Origin of the sequence: Planobispora rosea (assembly GCF_014648175.1) — a bacterium.
GTDB lineage: Bacteria > Actinomycetota > Actinomycetes > Streptosporangiales > Streptosporangiaceae > Planobispora > Planobispora rosea.
Genome location: NZ_BMQP01000073.1, coordinates 1 through 15893, shown reverse-complemented (window position 1 = coordinate 15893; position 15893 = coordinate 1). Strand labels below are relative to the sequence as shown.

Sequence of the window (15893 nt, the reverse complement as noted above, 5' to 3'; positions counted from 1 at the left end):
GGGCCGGTCCAGGTACCGCTCGACGAAGCACTCACCCCGGCCGAAGGCCGTGACGGCCTCCCGGACCGCGCTGTCGTACAGGTCGTCGATCTCGCCGAAGTGCCGGGCGACCTTGAGGCCGCGCCCGCCGCCGCCGTACGCCGCCTTGATGGCCACGGGCAGCCCGTACCGCTCGGCGAACGCGGTCACCTCCGCGACGCCGCTCACCGGGTCGGGCGTGCCCGGCACCAGCGGCGCGCCGACCTTCTGGGCGATGTGCCGGGCCCGCACCTTGTCGCCGAGCGCGGTGATCGCTGCGGGCGGCGGCCCGATCCAGGTCAGGCCCGCGTCGATGACCGCCTGGGCGAAGTCCGCGTTCTCGGCCAGGAAGCCGTAGCCCGGGTGCACCGCGTCCGCGCCCGACTGCCGGGCGACGCCCAGCAGCTTGGCGATGTCGAGGTAGGTCTCGGCGGGGCTCTGCCCGCCCAGCGCGTACGCCTCGTCGGCGATCCTGACGTGCAGGGCGTCCAGGTCCTGGTCGGAGTAGACCGCCACGCTCCCGATCCCCGCGTCCCGGCAGGCACGCGCGACCCTGACCGCGATCTCACCGCGGTTGGCGATCAGGACCTTGCTCAGCTTACTCATCTGGCACCTCTCGCGCTCCAGGACAGCGGTGAGCGATAGACCGCCGGACGCCACCCGGGCGGAGCCCCGGCCGGTTCCTCCTCGGGCAGGCGCGCCCGTCCGGCCACCAGGCCGACCACGCAGATCAGCGCGGCGAGTTCCTCTTCCGTCGGGTTTCCCGCCACGACGGCCAGCTCGCCGCCCATCACATCGGCGGGTTTCCGTGCTTGCGCTCCGGGAGCGCGGCGTGCTTGGCCCTGAGCAGTTCCAGCGAGCGGATCAGCGTCGCCCTGGTGCTGCGCGGGTCGATGACGTCGTCCACCAGGCCGCGCTCGGCGGCGTAGTAGGGGTGCATGAGGGTGCGCTGGTACTCGTTCACCCGTTCGGCCCGCTTGGCCTCCGGGTCGTCGGCCGCGGCGATCTCCCTGCGGAAGATCACATTCGCCGCGCCCTCCGCGCCCATCACCGCGATCTCGTTCGTGGGCCAGGCGAAGGACAGGTCGGCGCCGATGGAGCGCGAGTCCATGACGATGTACGCTCCGCCGTACGCCTTGCGGATGATCAACTGGATCCTGGGCACCGTCGCGGCGCAGTAGGCGTACAGCAGCTTGGCTCCGCGCCGGATGATTCCGCTGTGCTCCTGGTCGGTGCCGGGCAGGAACCCCGGCACGTCGACGAGGCTGACGAGGGGGATGTTGAACGCGTCGCACATCTGGATGAAGCGCGCGCCCTTCTCCGATGCCTCGATGTCCAGCACTCCGGCGAGGAACTTGGGCTGGTTCGCCACGATCCCCACCACCTGGCCACCGAGCGTGGCCAGGCCGCACAGCAGGTTGCCGGCCCAACCCGCGTGGAACTCGAAGAACTCGCCGTCGTCGACGATCTCCGCGATGACCTCCGCCATGTCGTAGGACTGGTTGGACTCGGCGGGCACCAGGTCGAGCAGCCGGTCGTTGGGCCGGTCCGCCGGGTCGTCGGTCGGTACGGCGGGCGGCGGCATCCTGTTGTTCGACGGCAGCAGGGACACCAGGTAGCGGACGTCCTCCAGGCAGGAGACCTCGTCGGGGTAGACGAACCCCGCCACGCCGGAGAGCGTGCCGTGCACCCGGGCACCGCCCAGATCGTCGTGGCTGATGTCCTCACCGGTGACGGTACGGACGACGTCGGGGCCGGTGATGAACATCTGGGCCGTGCCCTGCACCATGAACACGAAGTCGGTCAGCGCCGGAGAGTAGGCCGCGCCACCCGCGCATGGCCCCAGCATCACGCTGATCTGCGGAATCACGCCAGAAGACTGCACATTCCTACGGAAAATCCCGCCGTATCCGGCGAGGGCGGTGACCCCCTCCTGGATCCTGGCCCCCGCCCCGTCGTTCAAACTGATCAACGGCACCCCGGCCGCCGCCGCGAGATCCATCGCCTTGTGGATCTTCTCGGCGTGCGCCTCTCCCAGGGCCCCGCCGAACATCCGGAAGTCATGCGCGTACACCATCACCTGACGCCCGTGGATCCGCCCCCAGCCGGCCACCACCCCGTCGGTGTGCGGGCGGCGCCGGTCCATGCCGAACTCCGTCGCCCGGTGCCTCCTGAAGGGCTCGACCTCCACGAACGAGCCCTCGTCCAGGAGCACGTCCAGCCGCTCGCGGACGGTGAGCTTGCCCTTGGCGTGCTGCTTCCTCGTCGCCTCCGGGTCGGGCCCGGTGAGAATGTTGTCCTTGATGAGCTCAAGCTCGACAACCCGGTCGCGCATCGTCTCCCGCGGAAGAGCTGCATGAGAGACATCCGGCGAAACCGCACTGTTTAGGTTCATGCGACCTCCTCTCCTGTCAGTGACGCTAGGCAGCGGCGTGACTCCGGCCCACCCCTACACCGGGTCCGGCCCGGCACAACAGGGGTCGGCTTCGGGTGGCGAACGGCCGGTTCCGGGTGCGGGACGTCAGCTCCGGGCGGTGAGCGTCAACTCCGCGTGGCGAGCCCGAAGTCGAGCCCGGAGGGCAGGTCGGCACGGCGGGTGATGTCGAGCTTGCGGTAGACGCGGGTGAGGTGCTGCTCCACCGTGCTCACCGTGATGTACAGCTTCGCGGCGATCTCCCTGTTGGTGAAGCCGGCCGCCGCGAGGGCGGCGACCCTGTGCTCCGCGTCGCTGAGCGTGGCCGCGAGCACGGTGCGCTCCGGCACCTCACCGCTCGGCTGCTTGGGTGACAGCGCGGTGCACAGCGGCTCGGCGTGGCACCCCTGGGCCAGCGTGTAGGCCCTCCCCGTGATCATTCCGGCGCGGCGGAACTCGCCCAGCGCATGGTATGCCTCGGCGAGGTCGAACTGCGCCCGGGCCAGCTCGTAGCGGTCGGCGCCGGTCTGGAGCAGCTCGGCGGCCTGGCGCAGCAGCATCGGCCGGTGCCGGGCCTCACCCAGCGAGGCGAGCACCCGCATGGCCATGCCGTGCTCCCGGGGCGAGCCGGAGCCGCAGCGCTCCAGCTGCGCCTCGACGAGCTGCTGCGCGACCTCCGTACGGCCCAGCCGTACCAGTGCCTCGGCCGCGTCGACGCGCCAGGGCAGGAGGCCGGGGACGTCCAGCTCCCAGGCGTTCATGAGTTCGCCGCAGCGCTGGAAGTCGCGCAGGGCCAGGCCGGGGTGACCGGCGGCCAGCCCGTACCTCCCCCTGGCGTACAGGTAGTGCAGGCCGTACCGGGTGGCGAACATGGCCTCCGGGACGGGCCGGTCCAGCTGCTGGTCCCCCACGGCGAGGTCGCCCATCGCGGTGGCGGCGATGATCAGGCTGGACAGCGGGCCGCCCACGGCCACCCCCCAGCTCGACGCGGGAATGATCTCCAGCGCGGTGGTGGCGTGGTGCGCGGCGTCCTGGAGGTCACCCTGGCGCAGGGCGATCTCGGCGCGGATGGCGGCGAGCCTGGCCTGCCGGCTCGGGGCCCGGCGCGCGGCGGCCTCGACGCTGAACACGTCGCACCACGAGGCCGCCTTCTCCGCCCACCCTCCGTACACCATCGTGAGAAGGGCGTTCTCCACCGTCTCCATGGACATCTCGTCCAGCCGCACGCCCTGGAGCATCCGCTGCGCCGCCTCGAGCACGCGCTCACGCGGACCCCTCGTCAGCACGTCCGCCAGGGTCATGGCGGAGTCCATGCGGCGGCTGGCGGAGACCGAGGTGATCGCGGCCCTGCTGCCGGCGTGTCCGGCGCGCGCCTGCGCGAGGAAGGCCGGGTGGGTGGCGCGCAGCCACGGCTGGAGAATGGCCAGCTCGGCCTGGGCCTCCTGGGTGTCGGCCTCGGCCGACTCGCTCAGGCGGGTGAGCACGTCGCGCGCGTCGTCGAAGCGCCCGTGCCACAACAGCGCCCTGGTCAGGACCACCGCGTCGGCGCCCCGGAGACTGTCGCGACGCAGCGCGCCGGCGAGCTCGGCCAGGTGGGTGGCCGGGGCCCCGGGGTTGATCCGCCACTCGGCGCGCACCAGCATCGTGGCGATCCTGGTCTTGTGCTGCCCGTCGGGGCACTCGCGCCAGGCCAGCCGCAGGTAGGAGACGGCGGCGTCCACCAGGCCCTCACGGAGCGCGTCGCGGGCGGCGTCCTCCAGGACCGGCACGACCCAGTCGGCCTCGACCCGGGATGCCTCCACGAGGTGGCCGGCGACCACGGAGGGCGCCGCGCCCTGCTCGTAGGCGAGGACGGCGGCGCTGCGCTGCAGCTCCATACGCTCGTTGACGCTCACCTCCGCCAGCACGGCGGCACGCGCCTCCGGGTGGCGGAAGCGGTCCCGCTCCAGCAGACCGGCCAGGGTCAGGGTGTGAAGCGCGCGCTGGACGTCGCCGCCCACGAGCTTGGGCAGGGCCTGGGCCGTGTCGAGCACCGCCAGGGCGCGGGCGACCTTGAGCGTGTACGGCTCGCCGCGGCGCAGGCAGGAGACGACGGCCTCGCCGTACTTGACCCCGATGACGAAGCCGGACGGCGGCTCGCCGCCCGAGGCGCGGACGTAGTCCTCGTAGTCCTCGACCAGCGAGGCGGCGAGCAGCGGGTTGCCTCCGCTCACCGCGTACCAGGAGTCGGCGGACTCCTCGGCGGTCTCCTGACCGAGCCGCTCGGCGATCAGGGACGACACGCCCTCGCGGCTCAGCAGCGGCAGCCGCAGCCGCCTGCAGTGGGGCTGACGCGACAGCTCGCCCAGGATGAAGGCGTCACTGGAACGGCCGGGCTCGCAGTGGCTCAGGACGAGGAGCACGGGGGCGAACCTGGCGCGCCGGCCGAGGTAGGCCAGGCACAGCAGCGAGGCCCGGTCGACGTGGTGGACGTCGTCGACGGTGATGACCAGCGGGCAGCGCTGCGCCAGCTCGATCAGGACGGTGCACACGCTGTGGACCAGGTGGGCGTCGAGCTCCGGGAAGTCGTCGCCCTCGCGCTGCGCGGTGAGCATCGCGTTGCCGCCCTCGTCCAGGAGCGCGAGGGCGCGCTCGCGGTCCTGGTCCACGAGCGGCGCGTCGCGGAGCAGCTGCCCGATCACCCCGAAGGGCAGCTCCCGCTCCACCCGTGAGCCGCTGGCGCTCACGGTGAGCGCGCCGAACTCGAAGGCGGCCTCACCGAAGGCCTGGAGTACTTCGGTCTTGCCGGTGGCCACGGCGCCCGAGACGAGCGCCACCCTCCCCTTGCCCTGGGTCGCGTAAGCGAGCAGATCCTCCAGGTCGGCCATCGTGTCGTTCCGGTCAATCAGGCTCATGGTCCTATCTCTCTCGCCTCGCGTGGTGTTCAGCTGCCGGACGCGGTGGCCAGCGCCGGGATCGGCCCGCTTCCGGTTTCCGCGCCCCCGCGCCTGGCCCGCAGGACGGCGGAGCGCACGGCGGCCTGTGCCGCCTCTTTCAGGTCGCGGCCCAGGCCGACTCCCCAGTGGGCGCCGGCGGTGAAGGAGCAGTCCACGTAGACGGCCACCCTGTCCTCGCGGCCCTCGCGGCCCTCGCGGCTCTCGTGGTCCTCGCGGTTCTCGCGGTTCTCCTGAGCGGGTGTCCGGTGGACGGCCACGACGGTGAAACCCCACTGCGCGAGCTGCTCGCGCACGGTGTGGACGTCGGTCGTGCGTGAGCCGTCGACGGCGAAGCCGCCGCCGTCGATGTGGAGCGTGACGGTGACGGGAACGTCCTGCGGCGGGATCGGGATCGGCCGGTCGTCGCCGACCATGTACTCGCTGTCGAAGAGCTCCTTGACCCGCTGCGGCGTGACCTCCTCGCGCGTGCCGTCCACGTGGGCCTGGACGACGCCGGCGAAGTCGGCCTGCAGGGCCCGGGGGAGGTTGAGGCCGTGCCAGGTGCTGAGCACGTAGGCCACGCCGCCCTTGCCCGACTGGCTGTTGATCCGCACGAGGGTCTCGTACGTCCGGCCCACGTCGGCCGGGTCGATAAGCAGGTACGGCATGTCCCACGGCATTCCGCCGGCCTCACGGCCCGTTGCCGCGGCCCGCCGTGCCAGGTCGTCGAAGCCCTTCTTGATCGCGTCCTGGTGGGATCCGGAGAAGGAGGTGTAGACCAGGTCGCCGCCGTAGGGGTGACGCGGGTGCACGGGCAGACCGTTGCACTCCTCGACGACCCGCCGGATGCGGTTGATGTCGGAGAAGTCGACGCCCGGGTCGACTCCCTGCGCGAAGAGGTTCAGTCCGAGCGTGACCAGGCAGACGTTGCCGGCCCGCTCGCCGTTGCCGAACAGGCAGCCCTCCACGCGCTCGGCGCCGGCCATCACGGCCAGCTCGGTGGAGGCCACGCCGGTGCCCCTGTCGTTGTGCGGGTGGATGGACAGGCAGACGTGCTCCCTGCGGGAGAGGTTCCGGTGCATCCACTCGATCTGGTCGGCGAAGACGTTGGGGGTGGTGCGCTCGACCGTGGTGGGGAAGTTGAGGATGATGTCCCGGCCCGTCTCCGGCTGGTAGACGTCCATGACCGCCTCGCAGACCTCGAGCGCGAAGTCCAGCTCGGTGTCGCCGAAGAGCTCCGGCGAGTACTGGAAACCCAGGTCGCACTCGCCGAGGAGCCGCTCGCCGTACTTCATCACGAGCCGGGTGCCCTGGACGGCGAGGTCCTTGCACTCCTCTCTCGTCATGCCGAACACCACGCGGCGGAACAGCGGCGATGTGGCGTTGTAGAGGTGGACGACGGCCCTGGGGGCTCCCCTGAGGCTCTCGACCGTACGGCGGATCAGCTCGTCCCTGGCCTGCACCATGACGGTGATGCGTACGTCGTCGGGGATCCGGTCCTGCTCGATGAGCATCCGCAGGAAGTCGTGGTCGTCCTGGCTGGCGACCGGGAACCCGACTTCGATCTCCTTGTAGCCGATGTCGACCAGGAGCTCGAACATGGCGAGCTTGCGCTCCGGCGTCATCGGACTGACCAGCGATTGATTGCCGTCACGCAGGTCGGTGGAGAGCCAGCGCGGAGCCTTGGCGATGACGTTGTCCGGCCAGCGGCGATCGGCCAGTACGACCGGGGTGAATTTTTGATAGCGTTCGGCCCGCTGTCGCATCGTGTTCACTTTTCCGCTCCATTCCGGGTTTCACCTTCGGAAACTGAGATGGGTCGAGCAGGTGTACGGCGCCAGCACTACCTGGATACGACAGGAGTCAGCATCTCCCCTCGCCCGGAATACGAGGCTGACTTCCGGATAAGCGGCGGTTAGGCCCATGCTTCCGAAGTAGTAGTCGCTGTCGAATGAAATTCTGTACAGGCCTCTCTGAAGCGGCCGGCCGTGCCATTTGTCGACACGCCCGTCCTCGCCGACCTCCGAATCGGCCAGGAGTGCCCAGTGACCGTCCACCGACCGCTCGAGGCGTACGCGGACGCCGACGGCCGGCAGGCCGTGGACACCGTCCAGTGCCTGCGCGGTGATTTCCATGTCGCTTGAGCTCCCCTCTGTGACCGGCCCGGCCGCCCGCGGGTCGGGGGCGCTGGTCTTCGGCCACGGTGTCAGGATGGGCGCACCCGTTATCCGATCGCCTTCGCCGCTCTATCGGCGGACCTCGAAGGCGATCCGGAAGCAGCGCGATAGCGGGTGGATGGCGGCTTTCTCCACCTTCGAATCATCAGCCGACCAGCGGGGGCCACCGGGCCACCGACGATGAGGAGGTCCGAAGGATGATCGAGAAGTGGATCCGCGCCACCGCCCTGACTTTCGCCCTGTGCGCCGGCACGGCGGCGCTGGCGGCCCCCGCCGCGGCGGACTCCACCGAGGTGACGGTCACCTCGGGTGGCCCGGGGCAGGACCCCTGGCGCGCCGCGGGCCAGGACCCGTGGCGCGCCGCGGGCCAGGACCCGTGGGACACCGAGGGCCAGGACCCGTGGTGACGGACTTCCCATTCGACAGCCCGACGGCGTATGGCCACGGAACGTCTGCAGCGCACAGATGAGCGCGCGACGTCCCGTGGCCATACGCCGTCCGCGATAACGCCCTGCAACGCCCTGCGCCAATAGCAATCTGAACTGGGATTATCGGCGGACTATGCGCACGCGCCCACGGCGTGCCCGCTCACGCGGGTGCCCCTCCGGCACCCCGGTTTCGACCGTCCGGAAGACAGCCGGGTCGTTACCCGGCGACAACCCGATCTTACCGAGCGTGCAACGCCTTGAACCGGCTGCAAGCAGCAAGTACCCTTTGCTCTTGAACGCAATCCAAATCGCAGACCTTATCTATATCGTGAATTTTCGGCATCGTTAAACAACTGAAGGTTGTTTTCCCGAGCGCCTGTTGAGCAGCTCCTGCTGAGCATTGACAACGCCATATCGGGCCTCGTGGAGACTCGACGACGTGGGGGCAATCGCTTGGCTGTCGAGAAGTGGCGGCTGGCGTTCAGTCTGCTGGGACCGCTGGAGGTCACAGCTGAAGGACGACGACTGAAACTCGGGGGAACGCGGCAGCAGGTGGTCCTCGCCACACTCCTGCTCGAAGCCAATCGCACGGTGACCATCGGGCGCCTGATGGAAGCCATCTACGGTGACGATCCACCGTCCACATCCAAGGCCCAGGTGCAGATCTGCATATCGGCGCTGCGCCGGCTCTTCGGGCTCTACCACGACTCCAACTTCATCCTCACCCGCCCGCAGGGCTACGTCATCCAGGTCGATCCGGTCGACGTGGACGCCCACCGGTTCGAAAGCCTGATTCAGGGGGCGCGGCGGGCTCAGGCGGAGAACCAGATCGAGCGGGCGGCCAAGATGTACCGCAAGGCACTGGCCGAGTGGCGTGGCCCCGCGCTGGCGGGCGTGGAGAGCAGGCTGCTCGAGTCGGCCGCCCAGCGGCTGGAGGAGCAACGGCTGACGGCCCTTGAGGCGTGTGCGGAGCTGGAGCTGGAGCTCGGCTACCACAGCCAGCTGGTCGGGGAGCTGAGCGAGCTGGTCCAGACGCATCCGCTGCGGGAACGGCTCCGCGCCCATCTGATGAGGGCCATGTACCGGTCGGGCCGCCAGGCCGAGGCGCTCCAGGTCTACCGGCAGGGCAAGGAGACCATGGTCGAGGAGCTGGGCATCGATCCCGGCGACGAGCTGCAGCAGCTCGAACATTCGATTCTGACCTCCGATCCGGACCTCGACCTCCCCCGCGCGCCGGTCATCGATCCGGTGCAGGAGCCCGCCGTGGCGGCGACGGCGTCCGCCCCTGCCTCACCGGTCATGCTGCCCACCACGATCGCCGACTTCACCGGCCGCGATCACCAGCTGCGGCAGATCAGCGCGGCTCTCGGGGCCGCCAGGCGCGAGCCGTCCCGCATCGCCGTTCCCATCGTGGTCATCGTGGGCAAGGCCGGCATCGGCAAGACCACCGTGGCCGTCCAGGCCGCCCACAGAGTCGCCGCGGAGTTCCCCGACGGGCAGCTGTTCGCCAACCTGCACGGTGCGGCGACCCTCCCGGTGAGCCCCATGCAGGTGCTGGAGCGGTTCCTGCGCGTCCTGGGCGTGTCCGGCAGCGCGTTGCCGGAGACGCTGGACGAGCGGGCCGAGATGTACCGGGCGATGATCGCCGGGAGGCGGATGCTGATCGTGCTCGACGACGCGGCCGGTGAGAGCCAGGTCCTGCCGCTGCTGCCCGGCGATCCGGCCTCCGCGGTGATCGTCACCAGCCGCGGGCGGCTCGGCGGCATGCCCGGAGCGGTCCATCTCGACGTCGACGTCTTCGACACGGTCCAGTCGATGGAGCTGCTGGCGCGTGTGGCGGGGGCCGAGCGGGTCCACGCGGAGCCCGCCGCCGCCGCCCGGCTGGCCGGGCTCTGCGGTTACCTTCCGCTGGCGCTGCGCATCGCCGGCGCCCGGCTCTCCGTACATCCCCACTGGACGCTGGAGCGCCTCGCGCGCAGGCTCGGGGACGAAGCACGGCGGCTGGACGAGCTCAAGCACGGCGACATGGGGGTACGGGCCAGCCTGTCGATCACCTACGAGGGCGTCTCCGAGCAGGCGCGCATGCTCTTCCGCCGCCTCGCCATCCTGGACTGCGCGGTCCTGTCCTCCTGGGTCGGAGCCGCGCTGCTCGACGTGCCCTTCTCGGACGCCGAGGACCTGTTCGACGAACTGGCGCACGCGCAGCTGGTGGAGATCGCGGGGAACGGTCGGGGTGTTCACACGCAGTATCGCTTCCACGACCTCATCAGAGTGTTCGCCCGCGAACGCCTGGTGGCCGAGGAGTCCATCACCGAGCGCAAGGCCGCCCTCGCCCGTGTCCTGGGCGCGCTGCTGCTGCTCGCCGGCGCCGCGAGCGATCGCGAGCATGGCGACAACATCCGCGTACGGAGCCCGGACGCCGTCATCTGGCCGCTCCCCGACGACGTGGTGCTGCCGCTCGTCGCCGACCCGATGGCGTGGTTCGAGCGGGAGCGGCTCGTGCTCGTGTCCGGCATCCGGCAGGCCGCCCAGGCGGGGCTGACCGCGCTGTGCTGGAGCCTGACGCTCACCACGGCCATGTTCCTGGAGTACCGCGTCTACATCGACGACTGGCGGGAGATCCACGACATCGCCATGTCGGCCGTCCAGCAGACGGCCGACAGGCGGGGACAGGCGGCGATCCTGCACTCGATCGGCGCCTACAGCTACACCGAGCAGCGCTACGAGGACGCCAGGCGCGCCTTCGAACAGTCGCTGGAGCTGTTCCGGGAACTGGGAGACGAGCAGGGCGCCGGCCTGGCCATCCGCAGCATCGGCATGCTCGACCGCCTCAGCGGCCAGTTCGAGCTGGCCGCCGAGCGGCTGGAGGAGGCGCTGGACATCTTCCGCCGCACCGGGACCACCGTGGCCGCCGCCTACGTTCTGCACAACCTCGGGTGGCTCCGGCTCGACCTGGGCGACGTGGAGGGTGCCCGGGTGATGCTCACCCAGGCGCTGGAGATGAGCTCGGCCGGCGGCAGCAGGCGGATAGTGGCCCAGGTGCTGCACCGGCTGGGCCACGTCCACCTACAGGCCGACGATCCGGCCGCCGCGTCCGAGACCTTCGAGAAGGCGCTCGGCGTCGTCCGGACGATCGGCGACCCCATCGGGGAGGCGTACGCCCTGCACGGACTCGGCAGCGCGCAGGTGCGGCTGGGCCGGCTGGACGAGGCCGCCCTGACGCTCCGGGAGGCTCTGGACGTCGCGGGAACCGCCAAGCACCGCCTGGTGGAGAGCTACATCCTGCTGAGCCTGGGCGAGGTGACCCTGCTCGCCCGGGACCAGGCCGAGGCGGTGCCGCTGCTGCAGCGCTCGCGAGACCTCGCCAGCCACCTGCAGGTCCCGATGACCGAGGTACGGTGCCTGCTCCTGCTCGGCGACGCGCACACGCAGCTCGGCGACGCGGCGACGGCACGTCAGCACCTCCTGGACGCTCAGATGCTGGTCGAGAAGCTTGAGGCGGCCTCCTCCGCGCAGTTGCGCGAGCAGGTGGCGGCCAAGCTCGACGAGCTGAACAGGTCGGACGGACTGAGCAGGTCGGACGGACTGGATGGGCTGGACGGGCTGGCCACCACGGACCCCTATCCCGCTCCGTCAGCCCCTTGAGCTGCGGCCGAACCATTCCATGGGGGAAAGGACGCCTCCTACGATCAAGACATGACCGAGCGGAGGGCACATCATGATTGAAACGATCCTCCCGCCGTTCGTCGTGTCCGCTGACACCTTCGCTGACGTGAACCCCGCCGAGGAGATGCTCTTCCCCGAAGAGGAAGCGGCCATCACCAAGGCGGTGGACAAGCGGCGCAACGAGTTCATCACCGCACGCGCGTGCGCCCGGCGGGCGCTGAAGCTGCTGGGCAGGCCCCCGGCCCCGGTTCCGCCCGGAGTGCGCGGCGAGCCGCAGTGGCCGGCCAACGTCATCGGCAGCATCACGCACTGCGCGGGTTACCGCGGCGCGGTTCTGGGCGAGCCGGAGCAGACCGCGACGATCGGTATCGACGCTGAGCCGAACCAGCCGCTCCCCAACGGCGTACTGGAGGCCATCGGGCTGCCCGAGGAGCGCTCGGAAGTCGCCGCGATGTTGTCGGACAGCCCGGAGATCCGGTGGGATCGGCTGCTGTTCTGCGCCAAGGAAGCCGTCTACAAGGCGTGGTTCCCGCTCACCGGGCGCTGGCTGAACTTCGAGGACGCCCGGGTGACCGTCGACCCGCACCAGGACCGCTTCTCCGCGCGCCTGCTGGTGGACGGGCCGATGGTGAACGGCCGCAAACTGCGCGGGTTCTCCGGCCGCTGGATGAGCGAGAACGGCCTCATCCTCACCGCCATCGTGATGCCCCGGACCGACTGACACCCCCTGCTCGGCTGATCTGCTCGGCTGGCGATCGAGTCACCTTCCCTTCAGGGGTTTCCACCCCCGAGTGACCACGGGACGGGGCCGCACCCCTGCCGGATGTGAGGCAGTCCTGCCAGGTGTGAGGCAGCGACGGCTCCGTCAGGCGGCGCAGGCTTCGGCGACCAGGGTGTCCTGCTGGACATCTCCGCCCGAGACACCCACCGCACCGATGGTGCGACCACTCTCGTCGACGATCGGCAGGCCGTCGCCAGAGGACACCAGCCCGTCGTTGGTGACCTCGACGCCGTAACAGGGACCGCCCGGCTGGGAGATCTGGCCGATCACCGCCGACGGCATCCGGAACAGCGCCGAGGACTTGGCCTTTGTGGACACCCACTCTGCAAAACCGGGATGTCTGACCCCACCGTCCAAGCTCACCGCGGGAACTCTGCTATCCGCCGATGGGAAACTCCGGTGTCCGCCGGCGGGAAGCGCTCGTGTCCGTCATCGGGAAGGAAGCCCTGTCCGCTGACAACCAGGCGCACCTCTGCCGGACGCGCCACAAGCAGAAGCCCTCCACACAGGTGAGGGCTTCTGCTTTTCAGCATGCGATGCGAAATCTCAGGCGGACGCCTCCAGCTCGCTGTCCAGCAGGTCGAACAGCTCGCTGGCGCTGGCCGCGGTCAGATCCTCGTTGTCGTCCGCGTCCCCGTGCAGGCTCGTCCAGCGGCTCGCCAGAGCGCGCAGCCGCGCTCCGATCCTCGCGAACTCGGCCGCGTCGGGTGCGGCGGACTCCAGGGCACGCTCGACCCGCGCCAGGTCGTCGTCGAGCGTGGGCGCCGCGGTCACCCCCGCCAGCTCCGAGAGCAGGAATTCGGCGATCGCGGCGGGGGTCGGGTAATCGAAAATCAATGTGGCGGGCAGACGCCACCCACTGATCCCGGTGAGGCGGTTGCGCAGGTCCAGCGCGGCGAGGGAATCCAGGCCCTGCTCCAGCAGGCCCTTGTCGACCGCGACGGCGTCGGGGCCGCTGTGGCCGAGGACATGGGCGACGTGCGTGCGCACGAGAGACGTCACGGCCTCCTCGCGGTCGGCTTCCTGGACATTCGCGAGAAGCTCACCGAGGGTCGGGCCGGTGCCGCCGCCGGTACCGGCGGCGCCTCGGCGCGCCGAGGGTCGCACCAGCTCGTGGAAGATCCGCGGCACCTCGCCCTGCGCGCGCAGCCCCGCCGGGTCCAGGTGCATGGGGAGCAGCAGGGCGTCACCCGCGCCTATGGCCGCCTCCCACATGGCCAGCCCTTCCTCCTTGGTGAAGGGGGCGATTCCGCCCTTGGCCATGCGCGTCACGTCGGTGTCGCCCAGCGTCGCGCCCATTCCGGTGTCGGCCCACAGTCCCCACGCCAGCGACTGCGCCGCCAGACCATGAGCACGCCGATAAACCGCCAGCGCATCCAGGAACGCATTGGCCGCGGCGTAGTTGGCCTGCCCCGGCGCCCCCAGCGTGCCGGCCACCGAGGAGAACAACACGAACGCCGCCAGCTCGCGATCCCGGGTCAGCTCATGCAGATACCAGGCCGCCACCGCCTTGGCCGCCAACACCGCATCCAACCGCTCAACCGTCAACGCACTGAGCACACCGTCATCCAAAATCCCCGCGGTATGCACCACAGCACTCAACTCCGGCAACCCGGCTATGAGATCGGCCAGCGCAGCCCGATCGGTCACATCACACGCCACCACCCGCACCCGAGCACCGGTCTGCTCCAGCTCGGCCACCAACTCACTCGCGCCCGGCGCGGCCATCCCCCGCCGACTCACCAACACCAGATCAGCCACACCATGCCGGCCGGCCAGATGCGAGGCCACCAGCGCACCCAACCCCCCGGTCCCCCCGGTGACCAGCACACTGCCCGACCCCCAGCCCGCCGCCTCAGGATCGGCGGCCGCAGCCGGCCCCGGGCCGGGGACCGGAGCACGCACCAACCGCGGCGCCAGCAGCACCCCGTCCCGCACCAGCAGTTCCGGCTCACCACAACCCAGCACCCGCGCCCACGCCACCTCGGCCGCATCCATGGGAAGGTCCAGCAACACGATCCGGTCCGGGTGCTCGGCCTGAGCCGAACGCACCAGACCCCACACCGCCGCCGCCGCCACATCCGAGATGCCCTCACCGGCCGCGCCCCGGGTCACCACCACCAACCGGCCACCCTCAACCGCCAACCGCTCCTGCAGCCAGCCCAGCACCGCCCCACTCACCTGCCGGACATCACCACCCCGGCCATCGACACACCACACCACCACATCAGCCGCATCCGCCGCATCGGCCGACCCGGCCAACCCCGGCGATTCGGCCACCTGCGGCAGGCCCAGGCCGAACACATCAGCCCCCGCCAGCACCACCCGGCCCACCGCAGCAGACTCACCAGAGGTGACCGCACGCCACTCCACCCGATACACCGGCTCAACACCCGCAGGCCGCAACTGCGCCGCGGTCACCGGGCGAGTCACCAGGCCACGCACCGACGCCACCGGAACGCCTGTCGCGTCGCAGACGTCCAGCGACAGGGTGCCGGTTTCGATACCCGAGACGCGGACACGGAGTTCGGCTGCCCCCACACGGTGCAGCGACACGCCTGTCCAAGCGAACGGCAGCGACGTCTCACGGTCGTTCTCCTCAGCCAGCAGGCCCACGTGGAGGGCGGCGTCCAGCAGTGCCGGGTGCAGGCCGAAGCCCTCGGTTTCCACGCCGTCGGGCAGGGCGACCTCGGCGAAGACCTCACCGTCACGTCGCCAGGCGGCACGCAGTCCCCGGAACACCGGGCCGTAGTCGTACCCCTGGTCGGCCAGCCTCTCGTAGAGGCCGTCCACCGGCAGCGCGTCGGCGCCCGGCGGCGGCCACGCGGCCAGGGCCACGGGCTCGGCGTCTTCGGCGGTCAGGAATCCGGAGGCATGCCTGGTCCACGCTTCGTCGGCATCGGAGTCGGCGGACCGGGAGTAGAGGTGCACCGCCCGTCTGCCGGTCTCGTCCTCAGCCCCGACCTGAACCTGTACGGCGAGACCGCCCTCCTCCGGCAGCACCAGCGGCTGTTCGACGGTCAGTTCGTCGAGCACTCCGCAGCCGATCTCCTCACCCGCACGTATCGCGAGCTCGACGAAAGCGGTGCCGGGCAGGAGTACGGATCCGAAAACGGAGTGGTCGGACAGCCAGGGATCGTCCTGGCGGGAGAGGCGCCCGGTCATGACCAGGCCGTCCGCGTCCGGCATCGCGAGCGCGGCCGTGAGCATCGCGTGTCCGGTCTTCGCCAGGCCCACGGAGGTGACATCCAGCTGCACCACGGGCGCGTTCTGCCAGTAGCGCTTGCGCTGGAAGGCGTAGGTCGGCACATCCACCCGCCGGGCACCGGACCCGGCGTAGAGCTCCTCCCATGTCACCGGCACTCCCCGCGCCCATGCCCGCGCGATTCCGGTCAACAGCTCCCGCTGCTCCTCCCGGTCCCGACGCAGCAGCGGGATGAACGCCGTTTCCTCGCCTTCGACGCAGGCCGGGCCCATCACCGACAACACCGCGTC

At 70.5% G+C, this 15893-nt stretch carries 11 protein-coding genes; 3 read left to right on the top strand and 8 right to left on the bottom strand.

Features of this window, described 5'->3' with window-relative positions:
- The 6 genes from IEZ08_RS37455 to IEZ08_RS37430 all read right to left on the bottom strand — a co-directional run.
- Positions 1-615, bottom strand: a 615-nt coding sequence (locus IEZ08_RS37455) for a biotin carboxylase N-terminal domain-containing protein (protein WP_308426629.1), incomplete at its 3' end; no start/stop codon positions are given.
- 5 nt (positions 616-620) lie between these two features.
- Positions 621-809, bottom strand: a complete 189-nt coding sequence (locus IEZ08_RS37450; RefSeq protein WP_068926346.1) for an acyl-CoA carboxylase subunit epsilon — start codon at positions 807-809, stop codon at positions 621-623.
- Positions 809-2353 carry an acyl-CoA carboxylase subunit beta gene (locus tag IEZ08_RS37445; RefSeq protein ID WP_068926348.1) on the bottom strand — a complete coding sequence of 515 codons (1545 nt, stop codon included), beginning with the start codon at positions 2351-2353 and terminating at the stop codon, positions 809-811. The genes IEZ08_RS37450 and IEZ08_RS37445 overlap by 1 nt, the downstream gene beginning before the upstream one ends.
- 206 nt (positions 2354-2559) lie before the next feature.
- Positions 2560-5325: an AAA family ATPase gene (locus tag IEZ08_RS37440; protein WP_068926350.1), complete on the bottom strand. Its 2766-nt coding sequence runs from the start codon at positions 5323-5325 to the stop codon at positions 2560-2562.
- Between the two features lie 29 nt (positions 5326-5354).
- On the bottom strand, positions 5355-7112 hold the full coding sequence (locus IEZ08_RS37435; protein ID WP_068929117.1) for a 2-isopropylmalate synthase: 1758 nt from the start codon (positions 7110-7112) through the stop codon (positions 5355-5357).
- Between the two features lie 30 nt (positions 7113-7142).
- Positions 7143-7481, bottom strand: a complete 339-nt coding sequence (locus IEZ08_RS37430) for a hydroxyisourate hydrolase (RefSeq protein WP_068926352.1) — start codon at positions 7479-7481, stop codon at positions 7143-7145.
- A 239-nt stretch (positions 7482-7720) separates the two neighbouring features.
- On the opposite strand from IEZ08_RS37430, the gene IEZ08_RS37425 reads away from it, so the two are divergent.
- The 3 genes from IEZ08_RS37425 to IEZ08_RS37415 all read left to right on the top strand — a co-directional run bounded on the left by IEZ08_RS37425 (position 7721) and on the right by IEZ08_RS37415 (position 12338).
- The gene (locus IEZ08_RS37425; protein ID WP_068926354.1) at positions 7721-7930 is read left to right on the top strand and encodes a hypothetical protein; all 210 of its coding nucleotides are present in this window, start codon (positions 7721-7723) and stop codon (positions 7928-7930) included.
- A 474-nt stretch (positions 7931-8404) separates the two neighbouring features.
- Entirely contained in the window at positions 8405-11596 is a 3192-nt protein-coding gene (locus IEZ08_RS37420; protein WP_229803933.1) for an AfsR/SARP family transcriptional regulator, read from the top strand.
- Positions 11597-11669: 73 nt separating this feature from the next.
- Positions 11670-12338: a 4'-phosphopantetheinyl transferase family protein gene (locus tag IEZ08_RS37415; protein ID WP_068926356.1), complete on the top strand. Its 669-nt coding sequence runs from the start codon at positions 11670-11672 to the stop codon at positions 12336-12338.
- Between the two features lie 144 nt (positions 12339-12482).
- On the opposite strand, the gene IEZ08_RS37410 is transcribed toward IEZ08_RS37415, so the two are convergent.
- Both IEZ08_RS37410 and IEZ08_RS37405 read right to left on the bottom strand, forming a co-directional pair.
- Positions 12483-12716, bottom strand: a complete 234-nt coding sequence (locus IEZ08_RS37410) for a GlcG/HbpS family heme-binding protein (RefSeq protein WP_203863711.1) — start codon at positions 12714-12716, stop codon at positions 12483-12485.
- 228 nt (positions 12717-12944) lie between these two features.
- Positions 12945-15893 (bottom strand): type I polyketide synthase (locus IEZ08_RS37405; RefSeq protein ID WP_189244066.1); only part of this gene is annotated, 2949 nt, incomplete at its 5' end.

What these genes read in the sequence shown, in the direction of transcription:
- IEZ08_RS37450 (WP_068926346.1), bottom strand. Translation starts at nt 809, where the DNA reads ATGGGCGGCGAGCTGGCCGTCGTGGCGGGAAACCCGACGGAAGAGGAA.
- IEZ08_RS37445 (WP_068926348.1), bottom strand. Translation starts at nt 2,353, where the DNA reads ATGCGCGACCGGGTTGTCGAGCTTGAGCTCATCAAGGACAACATTCTC.
- IEZ08_RS37440 (WP_068926350.1), bottom strand. Translation starts at nt 5,325, where the DNA reads ATGAGCCTGATTGACCGGAACGACACGATGGCCGACCTGGAGGATCTG.
- IEZ08_RS37435 (WP_068929117.1), bottom strand. Translation starts at nt 7,112, where the DNA reads ATGCGACAGCGGGCCGAACGCTATCAAAAATTCACCCCGGTCGTACTG.
- IEZ08_RS37430 (WP_068926352.1), bottom strand. Translation starts at nt 7,481, where the DNA reads ATGGAAATCACCGCGCAGGCACTGGACGGTGTCCACGGCCTGCCGGCC.
- IEZ08_RS37425 (WP_068926354.1), top strand. Translation starts at nt 7,721, where the DNA reads ATGATCGAGAAGTGGATCCGCGCCACCGCCCTGACTTTCGCCCTGTGC.
- IEZ08_RS37415 (WP_068926356.1), top strand. Translation starts at nt 11,670, where the DNA reads ATGATTGAAACGATCCTCCCGCCGTTCGTCGTGTCCGCTGACACCTTC.